The following is a 15529-nucleotide window of genomic DNA, read 5'->3' as shown; positions in this document are numbered from 1 at the left end:
CGCTTGCGGCGAGAGGTGAAGCAAATCAGTCCACGAACACGACGGTCTTGCGGCCGTTGAGGATGACGCGGTCGTTGAGATGGTAGCGGATCGCGCGCGCCAGCACGCGGCGCTCGATGTCGCGGCCCTTTCGGACAAGATCCTCAGGCGTGTCGCGATGGCTGATGCGCTCGACGTCCTGGTCGATGATCGGGCCCTCGTCGAGGTCGCGCGTGACGTAATGTGCAGTGGCGCCGATCAGCTTGACACCACGCTCATGGGCCTGGTGATAGGGTTTTGCGCCCTTGAAACCCGGCAGGAACGAGTGGTGGATGTTGATGCAGCGTCCCGACAGGTTAGCCGAGAGATCGTCAGACAATATCTGCATATAGCGGGCGAGCACGACGAGATCCGTCCCGGTCTTGGCGACGAGATCGAGGATCTGCGCCTCCTGCTCGCGCTTGGTCTCTTTTGTAACAGGCAGATAGTGGAACGGAACCCCGCCGAAATCGAGCCCATCATAAACCTCGCGCGGATGATTGGAGACGATTGCCGCCAAAGTCATCGGCAGCTCGCCCGTGCGCCAGCGATAGAGGATGTCGACCAGGCAGTGATCGGACTTCGACACCAGCAGCATCACCTTGCGATGCGCAGCCCGATCGCGCATCTGCCATTCCATTCCGAAGCGCTCGGCGATCGCGGCAAAGCCGGTCTGGAGTGCCGAAAGCTCCACGGCGAGATCGGCAGCGGTGAACACCACCCGCATGAAGAACTTGTTGGTCTCGGTGTCGTCGAACTGTTGGGCGTCGAGGATGTTCTGTCCGGAATTCGCCAGGAAGGTCGACACCGCCGAGACGATGCCGGGACGATCCGGACAGGACAGGGTCAGGACATATTGATGATCTGGCATGGTCTTTGAAACAATGGGCCTTGATGAAGGTTTGGGCAGCGGCTGCGGAACGACCCGCGATTTGCGCCCTGCTCTATCACCGACCCCACCTTGCGCCAATCCCGACCGTGGAGTCAGGATGAACATACGATTGCTTTGACTGACCGGAGTAGGCTCATGGCCGACCGCTTGAACGGCACCCGCATCCTGATCCTGGAAACGCGCGAGGAGGCGCAGTTTTCGAAGCTGCTGGCCGAGCAAGGCGCCGAGGTCGTGCAATGCCCGATGTTCACCATCCAGGATGCACCGGACCCCGCCCCGGTCGAGGCCTGGATCCGCCGCGCCATCGACAAGCCCTTCGACGATCTCGTGCTGATGACCGGCGAAGGGCTGCGGCGGATCATGAAGCTCGCCGTCGCACGGGGTCTCGATCAGGCCCTCGTGGCGGCGCTTGCCAGATCGCGAAAATTCACCCGTGGCCCGAAGCCTGGCAAGGCACTGCGCGAAGTCGGGCTCGAGGCGCAGCAGACCACGGAGAAGCCGACCACCGAGGGCGTGATCGAGATGTTGCGCAAGCTCGACCTGAAGGGGCATCGCCTCGGCCTCCAGCTCTATCCCGACAAGGATCACAGTGCGCTTATCGATGCGCTTGCCGCACAAGATGCCGATGTCGATGCCGTGCTGCCTTATGCCTACGATTCAAAGGCGGCGGATGCCAACATCGTCACCGCGATCGACGAGATGGCCGAAGGGCGAATCGATTCGATCGCGCTGACCAATCTCGGCCAGGTCCGACGGCTCATCGAAGCTGCGAGAGCCCACGGCAGCGAGGCGAAGCTGCGCGCGGGGCTCGATCGGACGCTGATCGCGTCCGTCGGGCCGGCGGTCTCGGGCGAGCTTACCGCACTTGGTTTGCGCACGGACGTCTCGCCGGCGGACGAAGCCTATTTCATGCGGCCCCTGATCTCGGCCATGGCTGCGGCACTCGCGGAGCGGAAGCGAGCTTCCGCGCGTTGATCGCGTCCTCGGCGAGCATGGCACCATGCGGCAGCGCCGATTGACACGGACATCGCCGAGGTTACCCTGCGATCAGAAAAAACGAATAACAAGGGCAGGGAATCGCCGTGATACCCGTCGTCGAGACTTGAGCACGACCATACGCCTTTCCGCGCTCGCGCCATTTCGCATCCGCAATTATCGCTTCCAGTGGCCGTCCGATCTGCTCACCTCCTGGGCATTCGAGATCGAGACGCTGGTGCTCGGCTGGTACATCATGGTCGAGACCGGCTCGGTGCTGCTGCTCACCGTGCTTGCGTCGCTCCAGTTCGTCGGGACATTGGTGGCGCCGGTGTTCGGCATGATCGGCGACCGCATGGGTCATCGCGATCTCCTGGTCGCGATGCGTCTTGCCTATATGGTGCTGGCATCGACCATCATGACCCTGGCGCTGACCGGTCACCTGACACCGCCAAGCGTCATGATCATCGTCGCGATCATGGGCCTGATTCGCCCTTCGGACCTCGGTGTTCGCGGTGCGCTGCTTGCCGAGATCATGCCGAGCGAGCAACTGGTGGGCGCCATCAGCGTTGCGCGCACGACCCAGGACAGCGCGCGCATCGCCGGCGCGTTGACAGGGGCCGGACTGTTTGCCGTCCTCGGCATTGGCCTCGTTTACGTGGTGATCGTCTGCCTCTATCTCGCGGCCGCGCTGCTCATGCTCTGCCTGACCCGGCCGGAAAGGACCATTGCCACAACTCATCTTCCGGCAGACAGTCGTGCCGTTTCGAGATTGCTGGGCGATCTGAAGGAAGGGATCGTCTACGCCTGGAATGGCCCGGGAATGCGCGCGGCGCTGTGCGTCGCCTTCCTCGCCAACCTGACCGCATTTCCTTTCACCGGCGGATTGCTGCCCTACATCGCGCGGGAGATCTTTCACACCGACCAGACCGGCCTCGGTTATCTCTCCGCGAGCTTCGCCGTCGGCTCACTGATCGGCTCCATCACGCTCAGCCTCGTCAGCGGATTGCGCATCGCCCGGCTTCTGATCGGCGCGACGCTGGCCTGGTACGCCATGCTGCTGGTATTCGTCGAGATCAGGACCATGCCGGTGGCGATGGCCTGCCTGGTGCTCGCCGGCATCGCCCAGAGCATGTCGATGATATCAGCTGCCGTCATCCTGATGCGCACGGCCAGCGCACACCTTCGCGGTCGCGTGATGGGCGTGCGCATGATGGTGATCTACGGTCTGCCGCTCGGATTACTCGCGGCCGGCAGCCTGATCGACGTCATCGGCTATTCCGCGACGGGGGCGCTCTATGCCGTATCGGGGTTCACCGCAATGATGGCGATCGCGGTGCGCTGGCGCGCCGACCTCTGGCCGGTGCACGCCCCCGCGAATGCGCGCTAATCCCCGTACCCGCGCAACCGCTCGATATCGAGGATGGTGACGCCGCCATATTCCAACCGGAGCAAGCCCTCTTTCTCCAGCCGGTTCAGCGCGCGGTTGGCATTCTGGCGGGACATGCCGGAAAGCGCGCCGATCTCTTCCTGGGTGATCTCCAGATGCGCCGTGGACTCCGGATAGAGGATCGGATTGAACAGCGAGGCAATGCTGCGGGCAAGCCGCGCAGTCGCATCCAGTGTGCGATTGACCTCGAGCATCCCGATGAACTGGCCGAGCCGCTCGTTGAGCTGGCGCACCAGGAAACGGTTGAAGCCGACGCTGTTCTCGAACAGCCACATGAAGGCGCTGCGTTCCATTAGCGCGACGCGGCTGTTGCGCAGCGCGACCACGTCATAGCGGCGCGGCTCGTTCTTGAGCACGCTGCCTTCGCCGAACCAGGCCCCCGCCGTCAGCCCGGCAAGACTCGTCTCCTTGCCGTCGCGTGAGACTCCGCCCATCCGGGCAAGGCCGAAGACCATGCCGGCCCAATAGTCGAACGTATCGCCGCGCATGAAGACGGTCTCGCCGGTGCCGTAAGACCGCTCCGTGATCCCGCCACGAGCGACCGCGATCTCTGCTGGCGTGAGCTCGCGCGACCAGGCAGCGACGCGCTTCAGTTGATCCTCTGAAATCATGAACCCGAAGCCAGCCGCACCGTTCGTTACTCCTGTTCTGCTGCAACGCAGCATGACCGTTTCGACTACCATCCGACGAAAGACGGAGATTGCTTCCACCCGAAAACTTTGTCGCAGAATTGTCAGGCGGGAGACATTTCAAAATAGCGCTTTCCCCTATTGAGGACCACCTCGGGCGATGCGGCTTTTGATCCCAAACGGGAACGAGAGTGGCGCGGCTCCGGTCGAGACCATCTGCTGCATGGCCTCACCGGCACGGTCGTACTAGGATCGCCCGACAGAACGGACGAAGAGCGCCACTGAATGCGCCATCACCGGGAGGGATCTGTTTGGTGGCTACCAGTCTTGAAGTGCGCGGCGTGTCCTTGCGATTCGGCGGCGTTCGTGCGCTGACCGATGTCGGCTTCGCCATCAGGGAAGGCGAGCTGTTCTCGATCATCGGTCCCAACGGCGCCGGTAAGACCTCGATCGTGAACTGTATTTCCGGCCGCTACAAGCCGACCGAAGGCCAGTTGTTCTACCAGGGCCGCGACATCACCGGCCTGACGCCAAACGCGCGCGCTTCGCTCGGCATCGGCCGCACCTTCCAGAACCTGGCGCTGTTCCACCACATGAGCGTGCTCGACAACATCATGGTCGGCCGCCATCACCTCCTGAAGAACAATTTCCTCACGGGCTCACTGTACTGGCTCACCGGCGCGCGCAAGGAAGAGCTCGAGCACCGCCGCAAGGTCGAGGAGATCATCGATTTCCTCGACCTCCAGTCGGTGCGAAAGGCGCCGGCCGGCACCCTCTCCTACGGCTTGCGCAAGCGCGTCGAGCTCGCCCGTGCCATGGCACTGGAGCCGCGCCTCATTCTCCTCGACGAGCCGATGGCCGGCATGAACTTCGAGGAGAAGGAGGACATGGCCCGCTACATCGTCGATCTCAACGAGGAGTTCGGCATGACCGTGGTGATGATCGAGCACGACATGGGCGTGGTGATGGACATCTCCCACCGCGTCATGGTGCTGGATTTCGGCCGCAAGATCGCCGAGGGCGATCCGGCCGCCGTGCTCGCTGATCCCCACGTCAGGCGCGCCTATCTCGGCGAAGAGGACGAGGTGCTGGTCGACCCTGACGATGCGCCGCCAGCGCAGGAGAGCGCGGCATGATGGATTACGCAGGCCGCGTCGCGCAGGCCGACACCTATCCGAAGATGCTCCGGCTCAATGCGAAGGAGTACGGCAACGAGATTGCGCTGCGCGAGAAGGATCTTGGGCTGTGGCGCCCGTTCACCTGGAACGCCTACCAGAGGCGGGTGCGCGATTTCGCGCTCGGTCTCGTCGAACTGGGCCTTGGGCGCCAGGACGTCATAGGCATCATCGGCGACAACCGGCCGGACTGGGTCGCGGCGGAAATCGCCACTCATGCGGTTGGAGGCTTGAGCCTCGGGCTCTACCGCGACGTGCTCGACGAAGAAGCCTCGTATCTCCTCAATTATGGCGAGGCGCAGCTCGTTTTCGCCGAGGACGAGGAGCAGGTCGATAAGCTGCTCGCGCTCGCCGACCGCGTCCCAAAGCTGAAGCACATCATCTATTCCGATCCACGCGGCATGCGGAAATACGATGATCCGCGTTTGATGTCGGCGGAGACGTTTGCCGAACTCGGCCGGGCGCGGGCTACGCGCGAACCGGAACTTTACGACCGGCTGGTGGACGCGACCAAGGGCGAGGACGTCGCGATCCTCTGCACGACGTCAGGCACCACCTCGCATCCAAAACTCGCGATGCTCGCCGCCGGCCGCGTGCTCGGCCATTGCGCGACGTATCTCGCTTTCGACCCGAAGGGGCCGGATGACGAGTACGTGTCGGTGCTTCCGCTGCCCTGGATCATGGAACAGGTCTATGTACTCGGCAAAGGCCTCTTGTGCCGGATGAAGATCAACTTCGTCGAAGAGCCCGAGACCATGATGAACGACCTGCGCGAGATCGCACCGACGTTTGTCCTGTTTGCGCCGCGCGTGTGGGAATCGATCGCCGCCGACGTCCGCGCCAGGGTGATGGACGCAACGCCTTTCAAGCAAAGGCTGTTCGACATCGGCATGAAGAGCGGGCTTGCCGCGCTCGAACAGGGCGAGCGTTCCGGCTTTGCCGACGCGATCCTGTTCCGTGCATTGCGCGACCGCCTCGGATTCACCCGGCTGCGTTCAGCCGCAACCGGCGGCGCGGCACTCGGGCCCGAGACATTCAAGTTCTTCCAGGCCATGGGCGTGCCGCTGCGCACGCTCTACGGCCAGACCGAGCTGCTGGGGGCCTACACGCTGCATCCTGCAGGCAAGGTCGATCCCGACACCACCGGCGTGCCGATGGCCGACAGCATCGAAATCCGCATCGACAATGCCGACGTTCACGGTGTCGGCGAGATCGTGGTGCGGCATCCCAACATGTTCCTCGGCTACTACAAGAACCCGGAGGCGAGCGTCGCTGACCTCAGGGATGGCTGGATGCTGTCCGGCGACGCCGGCTATTTCAACGCGAATCGCCAGCTCGTGGTCATCGATCGCATCAAGGATCTCGCCGAGACCTCGCGCGGCGAGCGCTTCTCGCCGCAATTCATCGAGAACAAGCTGAAGTTCTCGCCTTATATCGCGGAAGCCGTGGTACTCGGTGCAGGCCGCGACGCGCTCGCGGCTATGATCTGCATTCGCTACTCCATCATCTCCAAATGGGCGGAGAAGAACCGGCTCTCGTTCACGACTTACAGCGACCTCGCCTCACGGCCCGAGGTCTACGCGCTGCTCCGCAAGGAGGTCGAGACCGTCAACGTCACACTGCCGCCGGCGCAGCGCATCTCCCGTTTCCTGCTGCTCTACAAGGAGCTCGACGCCGACGACGGCGAGCTCACCCGCACGCGGAAAGTGCGCCGCAGCGTCATCAACGAGAAATACGAAGGCATCATCGACGCGATCTACCGCGGCCAGGCCGACATCCCCGTGGACACCGTGATCCGCTTCCAGGACGGCACCACGCAGCGCGTACGTACAACGCTGAGAGTTGTGGACCTGGGCGGGCACGGGCACATGGCGGAGGCCGCAGAGTGAGCCAGTCTACCGTCGCAAACGGTGCTGCCCTTCGCCTCTCCCCGCTTGCGGGGAGAGGCCGGAGCGCGTCAGCGATCCGGGTGAGGGGGAGCCTCCGCGAGGGCGGTGACGATCGTTTCGAGAACGCTGACCAAATTGCTCGAAACGTCGTTATTCCAGAACCGCAGGATCCGGTAGTTGCGGTCGACCAGCCATTTATCCCGCACTGCGTCGTGCGCACTGTCGGCGTGTTGACCACCGTCCACTTCAATGACCAGGCGAGCTTCGCGGCAAATGAAGTCGACGGTGTACGGCCCGATCGGCTCCTGCCGGACCAATTTGTAACCGTTCAGCCTGCGGGCGCGCAGTCGATACCAGAGTTTTCCTTCCGCGTCCGTCAACGCGGCTCGCAGGCTTCTCGCGCGCCCGGTCTTGGACTCATTGGCACCGCGCATGCGGAGGCTCCCCCTCACCCGCCGCGCGTAACGCGCGTCGGCCTCTCCCCGCAAGCGGGGAGAGGCGAAGGACAGCATATCACATGAACACCGCCTTCCTCATCCAGCTCCTGGTCAACGGCCTCGTGGTCGGCACGCTCTATGGCGTGGTCGCGATGTCGTTTGTGCTGATCTACAAGGCTAGCCAGGTCGTCAATTTCGCGCAGGGCGAGCTCTTGCTCGTCGGCGCCTGGGTGTGCTGGACCTTGCTCGCGAAGTACCAGGTGCCGTTCTGGATCGGCATGCCGATGACGCTGGTGTTCATGTTCGTGTTCGGAATCGCGGTGCAAGTCCTGATTCTGCGGCCGATGATCGGCGAACCCATCATCTCAGTCATCATGGTCACGATCGGCCTGTCCACCGTGCTGCAGGCGACGCTGAAATGGATGTTCGGCGTCAATCCGCAGCCATTCCCGCGCGTGTTCGAGAGCCAGTCCGTCAGCCTGTTCGGGCTTCAGATCCAGACCGTCTATGTCATGAGCCTCGTGGTCTCGATCGCGATGATGATCGGCATGGCCTGGTTCTTCCGCGCCTCAAAGTACGGCCTCGCGATGCGCGCCACCGCGTTCAACCAGCAGGTCGCGCAATCGCTTGGCATTTCCGTGAAGAGCGTGTTCGCGATGGCTTGGGCCATCTCCGCAACGGTGTCGGCGGTGGCAGGCGTCGTCGTCGCCGTCGTGAACGGCGTATCCTCGGGCCTTGCCGCTTACGGCATAAAGGTGTTTCCGGCTGCGATCCTCGGCGGGCTCGATTCCGTCGGCGGCGCCGTGCTCGGCGGCATCATCATCGGGCTCCTCGAGAACATCGCCCAATATGTCGACAGCGAGTATCTTCACTGGGGCAATCTCTACGAGATCGCGCCGTTTTACGTCCTCATCATCGTGCTGATGATCAAGCCCTACGGCCTGTTCGGCACCCACGACATCGAACGGATCTGATCCATGGCCGGCCCCGCCCTCATCCCTGCTGGTGATTTCCGCACCTCTTACGCGGCCGACACCACGATCTTCCCGACCACGACCAGCCGCAATTTTGCGATCGCCGGCGTGCTGCTGCTCTGCCTCGTGCCGCAAATTCTCGGCGGCTATTGGCTCAGCATCCTGATCCAGATCGGCATTTTCTCGATCGCGGCGCTCGGGTTGAACATCCTGGTCGGTTTCACCGGCCAGATTTCTATCGGGCACGCCGCCTTCTTCCTGCTCGGCGCCTTCACCTCGGCCTATATCTCCAACGAAGCACACGTTCCGGTGTTCTTCGCGATTCCGCTCGCGGGCGTCGTCACCGCGCTGGTCGGGCTGATCTTCGGCATCCCGGCGGCGCGGTTGAAGGGCCTCTACCTCGTCATCGCCACGCTCGCCGCGCAATACATCCTGCTCGACTTCTTCTCCCGCGCGGAGTGGTTCACCGGCGGCTCGGTGCCGGCCAGCGCCAGTCCGTTCTCGATCTTCGGCTACACGCTGCGCGGCGACAGGCAATATTTCTACGTTGTGCTCGCCTATGTGGTTGCAAGCTACGTCCTCGTTACCAATCTGATGCGCACCCGCGACGGCCGCGCGCTGGTGGCGATCCGCGACCATTATCTCTCCGCGGAGATCATGGGCATCAATCTCACAAAGTATCGCACGCTGTCGTTCGGCCTCGCCGCGTTCTTCGCCGGCATCGCTGGCGCGCTCTATGCGCACTACCAGCTCGTGGTATCGCAAGAGGGTTTCGGCATCGAGCGCTCGGTCCTGTTTCTCGCCATGGTCATCATCGGCGGCACCGGTTCGATCATGGGCACGCTGATGGGCACTGCGTTCGTGGTGCTGCTGCCCGAAACGATGGAGTTCCTCAGCGTGGCGCTGAAGGGCGGTGCGATCGACAAGGCGCTTTCGCTCAACAACAACATCACCTTCCTGCGCGAGATCGCGATCGGGGTGATCATCATCGCGTTCCTGATGTTCGAGCCCGACGGGCTCGCCCATCGCTGGCGACAGATCAAGGCATACTGGAAACTCTACCCGTTCTCGCATTGAGCGCGGGCAACTCGCTAACCAACAAATAAACAGGAGGAGGCAACCAATGAAGACAAAATCCCTTTTGAGCACCGCGTCACTTGCGCTGGCGATCGCCGCATTCGCGTCAGGCGCGCAGGCGCAGATCGCGATCGGGCATCTCGCCGACTATTCCGGCGGCACGTCCGACGTCGGCACGCCCTACGGCCAGGCCGTCGCCGATACCTTCGCCTGGGTCAACAAGAACGGCGGCGTCGGCGGCAAGCAGCTCAACGTCGACACCAACGATTATGGCTACCAGGTACCGCGCGCGATCGCGCTCTACAAGAAGTGGTCGGCGCCGGATTCCAAGGTCGCGGCGATCATGGGCTGGGGCACTGCAGACACCGAGGCGCTGACCGGCTTCCTCGCACAAGATAAAATCCCCGATCTCTCCGGCTCCTACGCCGCCGCCCTCACCGATCCCGAAGGTGTCAGCGGCAAGGCCAAGCCCGCACCCTATAATTTCTTCTATGGTCCGAGCTATTCGGACTCGCTGCGCGCGATGCTGATGTGGGCAGCCGAAGACTGGAAGGCCAAGGGGAAGTCTGGCAAGCCGAAATTCGTCCACATGGGCGCCAACCACCCCTATCCGAACGCGCCGAAGGCCGCCGGCGAAGCCATGGCGCAGGAGCTCGGTTTCGAGGTGCTGCCGCCGCTGGTGTTCGCGCTCGCGCCGGGTGACTACAGCGCGCAGTGCCTGAGCCTGAAATCCTCAGGCGCCAACTACGCCTATCTCGGCAACACCGCCGCGTCCAACATCTCGGTGATGAAGGCCTGCAAGACCGCCGGCGTCGACGTCCAGTTCATGGGCAATGTCTGGGGCATGGACGAGAACGCCGCCAAGACCGCGGGCGATGCCGCCGACGGCGTGATCTTCCCGCTGCGCACCGCTGTGAGCTGGGGCGGCGATGCGCCCGGCATGAAGACGGTGATGGAGATCTCGAAGATGTCCGACCCGACGGGTAAGGTCTATCGGCCCGTGCACTACATCGCGGCGGTCTGCTCGGCACTCTATATGAAGGAGGCGATCGATTGGGCCGCCAAGAACGGCGGCGCCACCGGCGAGAACGTCGCCAAGGGCTTCTACCAGAAGAAGGACTGGGTGCCGGCCGGCATGGAAGGGGTCTGCAATCCCTCGACCTGGACCGACAAGGACCATCGCGGCACGCTGAAGGTCGACCTCTACCGCACCAAGATTGCGGGCGCGACCGACGGCGACCTCAACGACCTCATGGCCAAGGGCGCGATCAAACTCGAGAAGGTCAAGACCGTCGAGCTCCCGCGCAAGCCGGAATTGCTGGGCTGGTGAGCTTAGCGCTCACCTCACACACAAATGTCATCCCCCGCCTTGTGCGCAGCGCGCACTGGAGCGGGGGATCCAGTACGCCGGGGCCTCTCCGTGAGTCTCAGGCGTCTCTGGAATACTGGGTCGCCCGATCAAGCCGGGCGACGACAGCGGAGTATGAGGCATGACCGAAATTCACGAAGCAGCAGCTCGTTCTTCCCCCGGCATCGTACCCGCACGGCCTCTCCTTGCCGTGCGCAACATCGAGGTCGTCTATGACGACGTCATCCTGGTGCTGCGCGGCCTCAGCCTTGACGTGCCCAAGGGCGCGATCGTGGCACTGCTCGGCGCCAACGGCGCCGGCAAGTCGACGACGCTGAAGGCGATCTCCGGGCTGCTCAAGACCGAGGACGGCGAAGTCACGCGCGGCGAGATCCTGTTCGAGGGCGAGCGCATCAACGGCATCGACCCCGACAAGATCGTCCGCCGCGGCATCTTCCAGGTGATGGAGGGCCGGCGCATCGTCGCCGACATGACCTCACTGGAAAATCTCAAGCTCGGCGCCTTCACCCGCAGGGACCGCGAGGTCGGAGCCGATCTCGATATGGTCTTCAACTATTTCCCGCGCCTGAAGGAGCGCACCGGGCTTGCAGGTTATCTTTCCGGCGGCGAGCAGCAGATGCTGGCGATCGGCCGCGCGCTGATGGCGCGCCCGAAGATGATCCTGATGGACGAGCCCTCCATGGGCCTGTCGCCGCTGCTGGTGAAAGAAGTGTTCTCGATCATCCACAAGATCAACCGTGACCTCGGCGTCACCATTCTCCTGGTCGAGCAGAACGCCCGCGCGGCGCTGTCGGTGGCAAGCCACGGCTACATCATGGAGCAGGGCAAGGTCGTGCTCGACGGCACCGCGGACGAATTGCGCGACAACGAGGACGTCAAGGAATTCTACCTCGGCGGCGCCGGCGACCAGCGCAAGAGCTTCAAGAACCTCAAGAGTTTCAAGCGGCGCAAGCGCTGGCTTTAGCCTTCCAATACCTGTTCCGCTTCCGTGACTGCGCAGAGAACATGATAGAACGACGACGCAGGAATGGTGTCGATCAGCGATTTGCCGTCGCGCTCGAACTGGTCGTACCAGCCGCCCCGCACGGGATGGCTGAGATAATGGCGTTCGAGCCGCGCCAGCGCCATGCGCGCCTCGTCCGCCGCGCCCGCCTCGCCGGATTCGGCCTGCGCTATCCACGCCTTCGCAATCTCGGTCTGTGGCCACAGCCGGCGCGTAGTGCGGCGAATGTTGCCTGCGTCGTCACCCTCGTCGATCAGGCAGCCGGTGGCCTCGTCGCGATAGCGCAGCGCGGTTTCCAGCAGCTCGGCGCGCCGCTGTCCGGTCGGGCAGCCCGTGATGCGTTCGAACCCCTTCAGCAACCAGACCCATTCCGCCTGGTGGCCGGGCTCGACGCTGACCGGCGCGATCTTCGACCAGTCCTCTTCGAAATATTCGCCGAGCGCGCGCGTCCGCTTGTCGTAGAGATTGGCGAGGAACAGCGCGAAGAACTCGCCGGCGCGGTTCTGGAACGACAAATCGTGAGTCGCGTCGAAGCACGCGATCATCGCCTCGAACAGATGCATATGCGGGTTCTGCCGGCGCGGCAGCGAGACCGGAAGGCTTTCGTGGACGCCGCCGTGCGGCGAGCGCAGATGGCCGTCGAGGAAGGCGAGCAGCGCATCGATCTCGGCGCGAATTTGTGCGTCCTGGTCGAGTGCATAGACGGCCGCGAGCGCAAACAGGATGAAGGCGTGGTCGTAGGCATCGCGGCGGGCGTCCAGCACCGCCCCCTCCGGCGTCAGCCGGTGCACGTAGCCGGGCCGGCCGTCGGGCGCCTTTGCTTTGGCGAGCAGATGCTCGAGCCCCTTCAGTGCGATGGCGCGCCCCTCAGGGTACCAGCCCATCTGCGCAGCCTTGGCGTAGCACCAGATCTGGCGGGCCTGCACGAACACCCGGCGCGGCGCGGCGCTGTCCGCCGTGCCGTCACGGTGCAGCCGATCGATGAAACCACCCGCGCCATGGTCCCAGCCGACCGTCGACCACAGCGGCAGCGCCTCGTCGATCATGCGGCGCTTCAGGCGCGCGACGACGTCCGCAGCCTCATCCGCCGCACTGATTCCCTCGTCCGCCATCGCGTCCCCTTCAAACCTCGTCCATGGCCGTCTGATACCCATGCCGGCGGCGGCGCGCAACGGATGCCAACCCGGAAAGATCAGCCATGACCGCCCATTACGACGCCCTCGAGACGCGCGAGCAAGCCGCGCGCGAGGCCGATCTGTTCGCCCGCCTGCCCGGCGTGCTGCGCGCTGCGATGACCGCGCCCGCCTATGCCGATCGGCTGAAAGCCGTGGATCCGGCTACCGTGACCTCCCGGGCGGCACTGGCGGGCCTGCCGGTGCTGCGCAAGTCGGAACTGCCGGCCCTGCACAAGGCCTCCACGCCCTTCGGAGGGTTCGTCGCGGCCGCGCCCGGCTCGTTCGCCCGTCTCTTCACCTCTCCCGGGCCGATTTTCGAGCCGGAGGGGCGGCAGGCCGACCCCTGGCGCGGCGCACGGGCGCTATTCGCGGCCGGGTTCCGGCCCGACGACATCGTGCTCAACACCTTCAGCTACCATCTCACCCCCGGCGGCTTCATCTTCGATGCCTCGGCCCGCGCGCTGGGTTGCGCCGTGATCCCGGCTGGTCCAGGGAATACCGAGCAGCAATTCGAGCTGATCGAGGCCTACCGTCCCGTCGGCTACAGCGGCACGCCGGACTTCCTGAAGATCTTGCTCGATGCTGCCGCAAGCTCGGGCCGCGACGTCTCCTCGATCAAGCGCGCGCTGGTCTCGGGCGCGGCTTTCCCGCCCTCGCTTCAGGCCGAGATCAAGGCGCGCGGCATCGATGCCTACCAAGCCTTTGGCACTGCCGATCTCGGCCTCATCGCCTTCGAGACCAGCGCGCGCGACGGCATGGTCGTGAACGAAGATCTCATCATGGAGATCGTCAAGCCCGGCACCGGCGATCCCGTGGCGCCAGGCGATGTCGGCGAGATCGTCGTGACCTCGCTCGACCCGCACCATCCCTGGATCCGGCTCGCGCTCGGCGACCTCACCGCGGCACTGCCGGGCACCAGCGCCTGCGGGCGCACCAACATGCGCATCAAGGGCTGGATGGGCCGCGCCGACCAGACCACCAAGATCAAAGGCATGTTCGTCCGTCCCGAGCAGATCGTCGAGATCGGCAAGCGCCATCCGGAACTCGGACGGCTGCGTCTGGTCGTGACGCGCCAGGGCGAGACCGACGCCATGACGCTGATGGCAGAAGCAACAAATCCGGACGCGGCGCTGTGCGATGCCGTCAACGCCACGTTACGCAGTGTCACCAAGCTTGGGGGCTCCGTGATCTGGGTGGCGCCTCAGTTGCTGCCGAACGACGGCAAGGTCATCGCGGACGAACGCACCTAGTCTAGCTCGCTGCCATCGGCCCGGAACCGAGACGATCAGCATCGAGCGCGGTTGGTCTTGCAGGTTTCGCGGCCGATGGTCGGGATATCGGGCTAAGCGTGCGCAAACCACCGCCATCGGGGTACATTGGATTGGCCCTGTGGGTGTTGGCCTTGGCAAGAAACCAGCGCCTCGCTAAAGCGCCCTTTGCGTAGCGCGGCGAGCGGAGCCTGCAAATGAGGGACGGTCGACTTGTGGTTTTGCTGACGGGCGCGAATGGCTTCGTCGGTCGAAACGTGGCGCCCGCGCTGGCCGCCAGCGGCATGATCGTCCGGAAAGCCATGCGCAAGCCTTCGTCCGAGCCCAATGCGGTCGTCGTCGATACGATCGGCCCCGGCACCAATTGGGATGAAGCGCTGCGCGGCGTCGATGCGGTGGTGCATCTGGCCGCCCGGGTGCATCATCCGCGCGAGGAACATGCGAGTGAGATCTATCGGAGCATCAACACCGAGGGAACATTGCAGCTCGCCCGATGCGCCGCCAAAGCCGGCGTGCGTCAGTTCATCTATTTGAGCACAATCCTGGTCAACGGCGCCAGTACCGACGGTCGCCGTCCGTTCCGCGAAGATGACCCTGTGACCCCGCGCGGCGTTTACGGGCTGTCGAAGGCCGCCGCCGAGACGGGCCTCGAAGCGTTGGCGAAGTATGTTGACATGAGCGTCACCGTCATCCGGCCGCCCCTGATCTATGGCCCCGGCGCGCTGGGCAATTTCAGGCTGCTGGTCAAAGCGGCCGAGCGCGGCGTTCCGCTACCATTCGGCTCGATCCACAACCGGCGGGCGTTTCTGGGAGTCGAAAACCTGGCATCATTCATCGTCCACCGGCTTACCCATCCCGGCGACAAGTTCGAGGTGTTCCTGGTAGCCGATGACGAGCAGGTATCGACGCCCGAATTTATCCGGCGGATCGCCGGCGCCATGGGCAAGAAAGCGCGTATTCTGCATTTTCCCGTATTCGCGCTGAAAACGCTGTTTAGAATGACCGGCCGATCCGAAGCTAGCGACAGCGTTGCCGGATCTCAGGAGCTCGACACTTCCAAGGCATTGAAGACGGGCTGGCATCCATCTGTCAGCCTTGATAAAGGTCTTGGGAACGCTCTCAAAGCAACTACATCAGTCATCCCTTATATCGGCGATAAGGCATAGAACATGCCCAGAAGTTTTCGAGTTTGTGAACT

Annotated in this window: 14 protein-coding genes; 10 read left to right on the top strand and 4 right to left on the bottom strand. The window is 63.8% G+C overall.

Going from position 1 to position 15529, the window contains the following annotated elements; translation table 11 throughout:
• Positions 1 to 25: 25 nt before the first annotated feature.
• Positions 26 to 889, bottom strand: coding sequence for a formyltetrahydrofolate deformylase (gene purU, locus AC0L3C_RS03765; RefSeq protein WP_085348724.1), 864 nt, complete (start codon positions 887 to 889; stop codon positions 26 to 28).
• A gap of 156 nt (positions 890 to 1045) precedes the next feature.
• Between purU and AC0L3C_RS03760 the strand changes: the two genes are divergently transcribed.
• Both AC0L3C_RS03760 and AC0L3C_RS03755 read left to right on the top strand, forming a co-directional pair.
• On the top strand, positions 1046 to 1885 hold the full coding sequence (locus AC0L3C_RS03760; RefSeq protein ID WP_473407206.1) for a uroporphyrinogen-III synthase: 840 nt from the start codon (positions 1046 to 1048) through the stop codon (positions 1883 to 1885).
• Positions 1886 to 2012: 127 nt separating this feature from the next.
• On the top strand, positions 2013 to 3275 hold the full coding sequence (locus tag AC0L3C_RS03755) for an MFS transporter (protein ID WP_473407205.1): 1263 nt from the start codon (positions 2013 to 2015) through the stop codon (positions 3273 to 3275).
• Here the strand turns inward: AC0L3C_RS03755 and AC0L3C_RS03750 are convergent.
• The gene (locus AC0L3C_RS03750; RefSeq protein ID WP_473407204.1) at positions 3272 to 3946 is read right to left on the bottom strand and encodes a Crp/Fnr family transcriptional regulator; all 675 of its coding nucleotides are present in this window, start codon (positions 3944 to 3946) and stop codon (positions 3272 to 3274) included. The genes AC0L3C_RS03755 and AC0L3C_RS03750 overlap by 4 nt on opposite strands.
• A gap of 332 nt (positions 3947 to 4278) precedes the next feature.
• On the opposite strand from AC0L3C_RS03750, the gene AC0L3C_RS03745 reads away from it, so the two are divergent.
• Positions 4279 to 5100 carry an ABC transporter ATP-binding protein gene (locus AC0L3C_RS03745; RefSeq protein ID WP_007601963.1) on the top strand — a complete coding sequence of 274 codons (822 nt, stop codon included), beginning with the start codon at positions 4279 to 4281 and terminating at the stop codon, positions 5098 to 5100.
• The gene (locus tag AC0L3C_RS03740) at positions 5097 to 7028 is read left to right on the top strand and encodes an AMP-binding protein (protein WP_473407203.1); all 1932 of its coding nucleotides are present in this window, start codon (positions 5097 to 5099) and stop codon (positions 7026 to 7028) included. Before AC0L3C_RS03745 ends, AC0L3C_RS03740 begins: the two co-directional genes overlap by 4 nt.
• 68 nt (positions 7029 to 7096) lie before the next feature.
• Here the strand turns inward: AC0L3C_RS03740 and AC0L3C_RS03735 are convergent, their stop codons facing one another.
• Positions 7097 to 7462 (bottom strand): endonuclease domain-containing protein, encoded by a 366-nt coding sequence (locus tag AC0L3C_RS03735; RefSeq protein ID WP_473407202.1) that lies wholly within the window; start codon positions 7460 to 7462, stop codon positions 7097 to 7099.
• An 83-nt stretch (positions 7463 to 7545) separates the two neighbouring features.
• Between AC0L3C_RS03735 and AC0L3C_RS03730 the strand changes: the two genes are divergently transcribed.
• From AC0L3C_RS03730 to AC0L3C_RS03715, 4 genes are all read left to right on the top strand, one after another.
• Positions 7546 to 8439 (top strand): branched-chain amino acid ABC transporter permease, encoded by an 894-nt coding sequence (locus tag AC0L3C_RS03730; protein WP_473407201.1) that lies wholly within the window; start codon positions 7546 to 7548, stop codon positions 8437 to 8439.
• 3 nt (positions 8440 to 8442) lie between these two features.
• Positions 8443 to 9516, top strand: a complete 1074-nt coding sequence (locus tag AC0L3C_RS03725) for a branched-chain amino acid ABC transporter permease (protein WP_473407200.1) — start codon at positions 8443 to 8445, stop codon at positions 9514 to 9516.
• 46 nt (positions 9517 to 9562) lie between these two features.
• Positions 9563 to 10846, top strand: a complete 1284-nt coding sequence (locus AC0L3C_RS03720) for an ABC transporter substrate-binding protein (protein WP_473407199.1) — start codon at positions 9563 to 9565, stop codon at positions 10844 to 10846.
• A 160-nt stretch (positions 10847 to 11006) separates the two neighbouring features.
• Positions 11007 to 11849, top strand: a complete 843-nt coding sequence (locus AC0L3C_RS03715) for an ABC transporter ATP-binding protein (RefSeq protein WP_473407198.1) — start codon at positions 11007 to 11009, stop codon at positions 11847 to 11849.
• Here AC0L3C_RS03715 and AC0L3C_RS03710 read toward each other — a convergent pair.
• A complete protein-coding gene (locus AC0L3C_RS03710; protein WP_473407197.1) occupies positions 11846 to 13000 on the bottom strand; it encodes an AGE family epimerase/isomerase in 1155 nt (384 codons plus the stop codon). The genes AC0L3C_RS03715 and AC0L3C_RS03710 overlap by 4 nt on opposite strands.
• 86 nt (positions 13001 to 13086) lie before the next feature.
• On the opposite strand from AC0L3C_RS03710, the gene AC0L3C_RS03705 reads away from it, so the two are divergent.
• The gene (locus AC0L3C_RS03705; RefSeq protein ID WP_473407196.1) at positions 13087 to 14313 is read left to right on the top strand and encodes a phenylacetate--CoA ligase family protein; all 1227 of its coding nucleotides are present in this window, start codon (positions 13087 to 13089) and stop codon (positions 14311 to 14313) included.
• A 215-nt stretch (positions 14314 to 14528) separates the two neighbouring features.
• Entirely contained in the window at positions 14529 to 15497 is a 969-nt protein-coding gene (locus tag AC0L3C_RS03700) for an NAD-dependent epimerase/dehydratase family protein (protein WP_473407195.1), read from the top strand.
• Positions 15498 to 15529: the final 32 nt, after the last annotated feature.

The organism is Bradyrhizobium sp. WSM4872, assembly GCF_055811715.1.
Note: the sequence above shows the minus strand (reverse complement) of the source record. Positions and strands in the feature narration are given on the sequence as shown.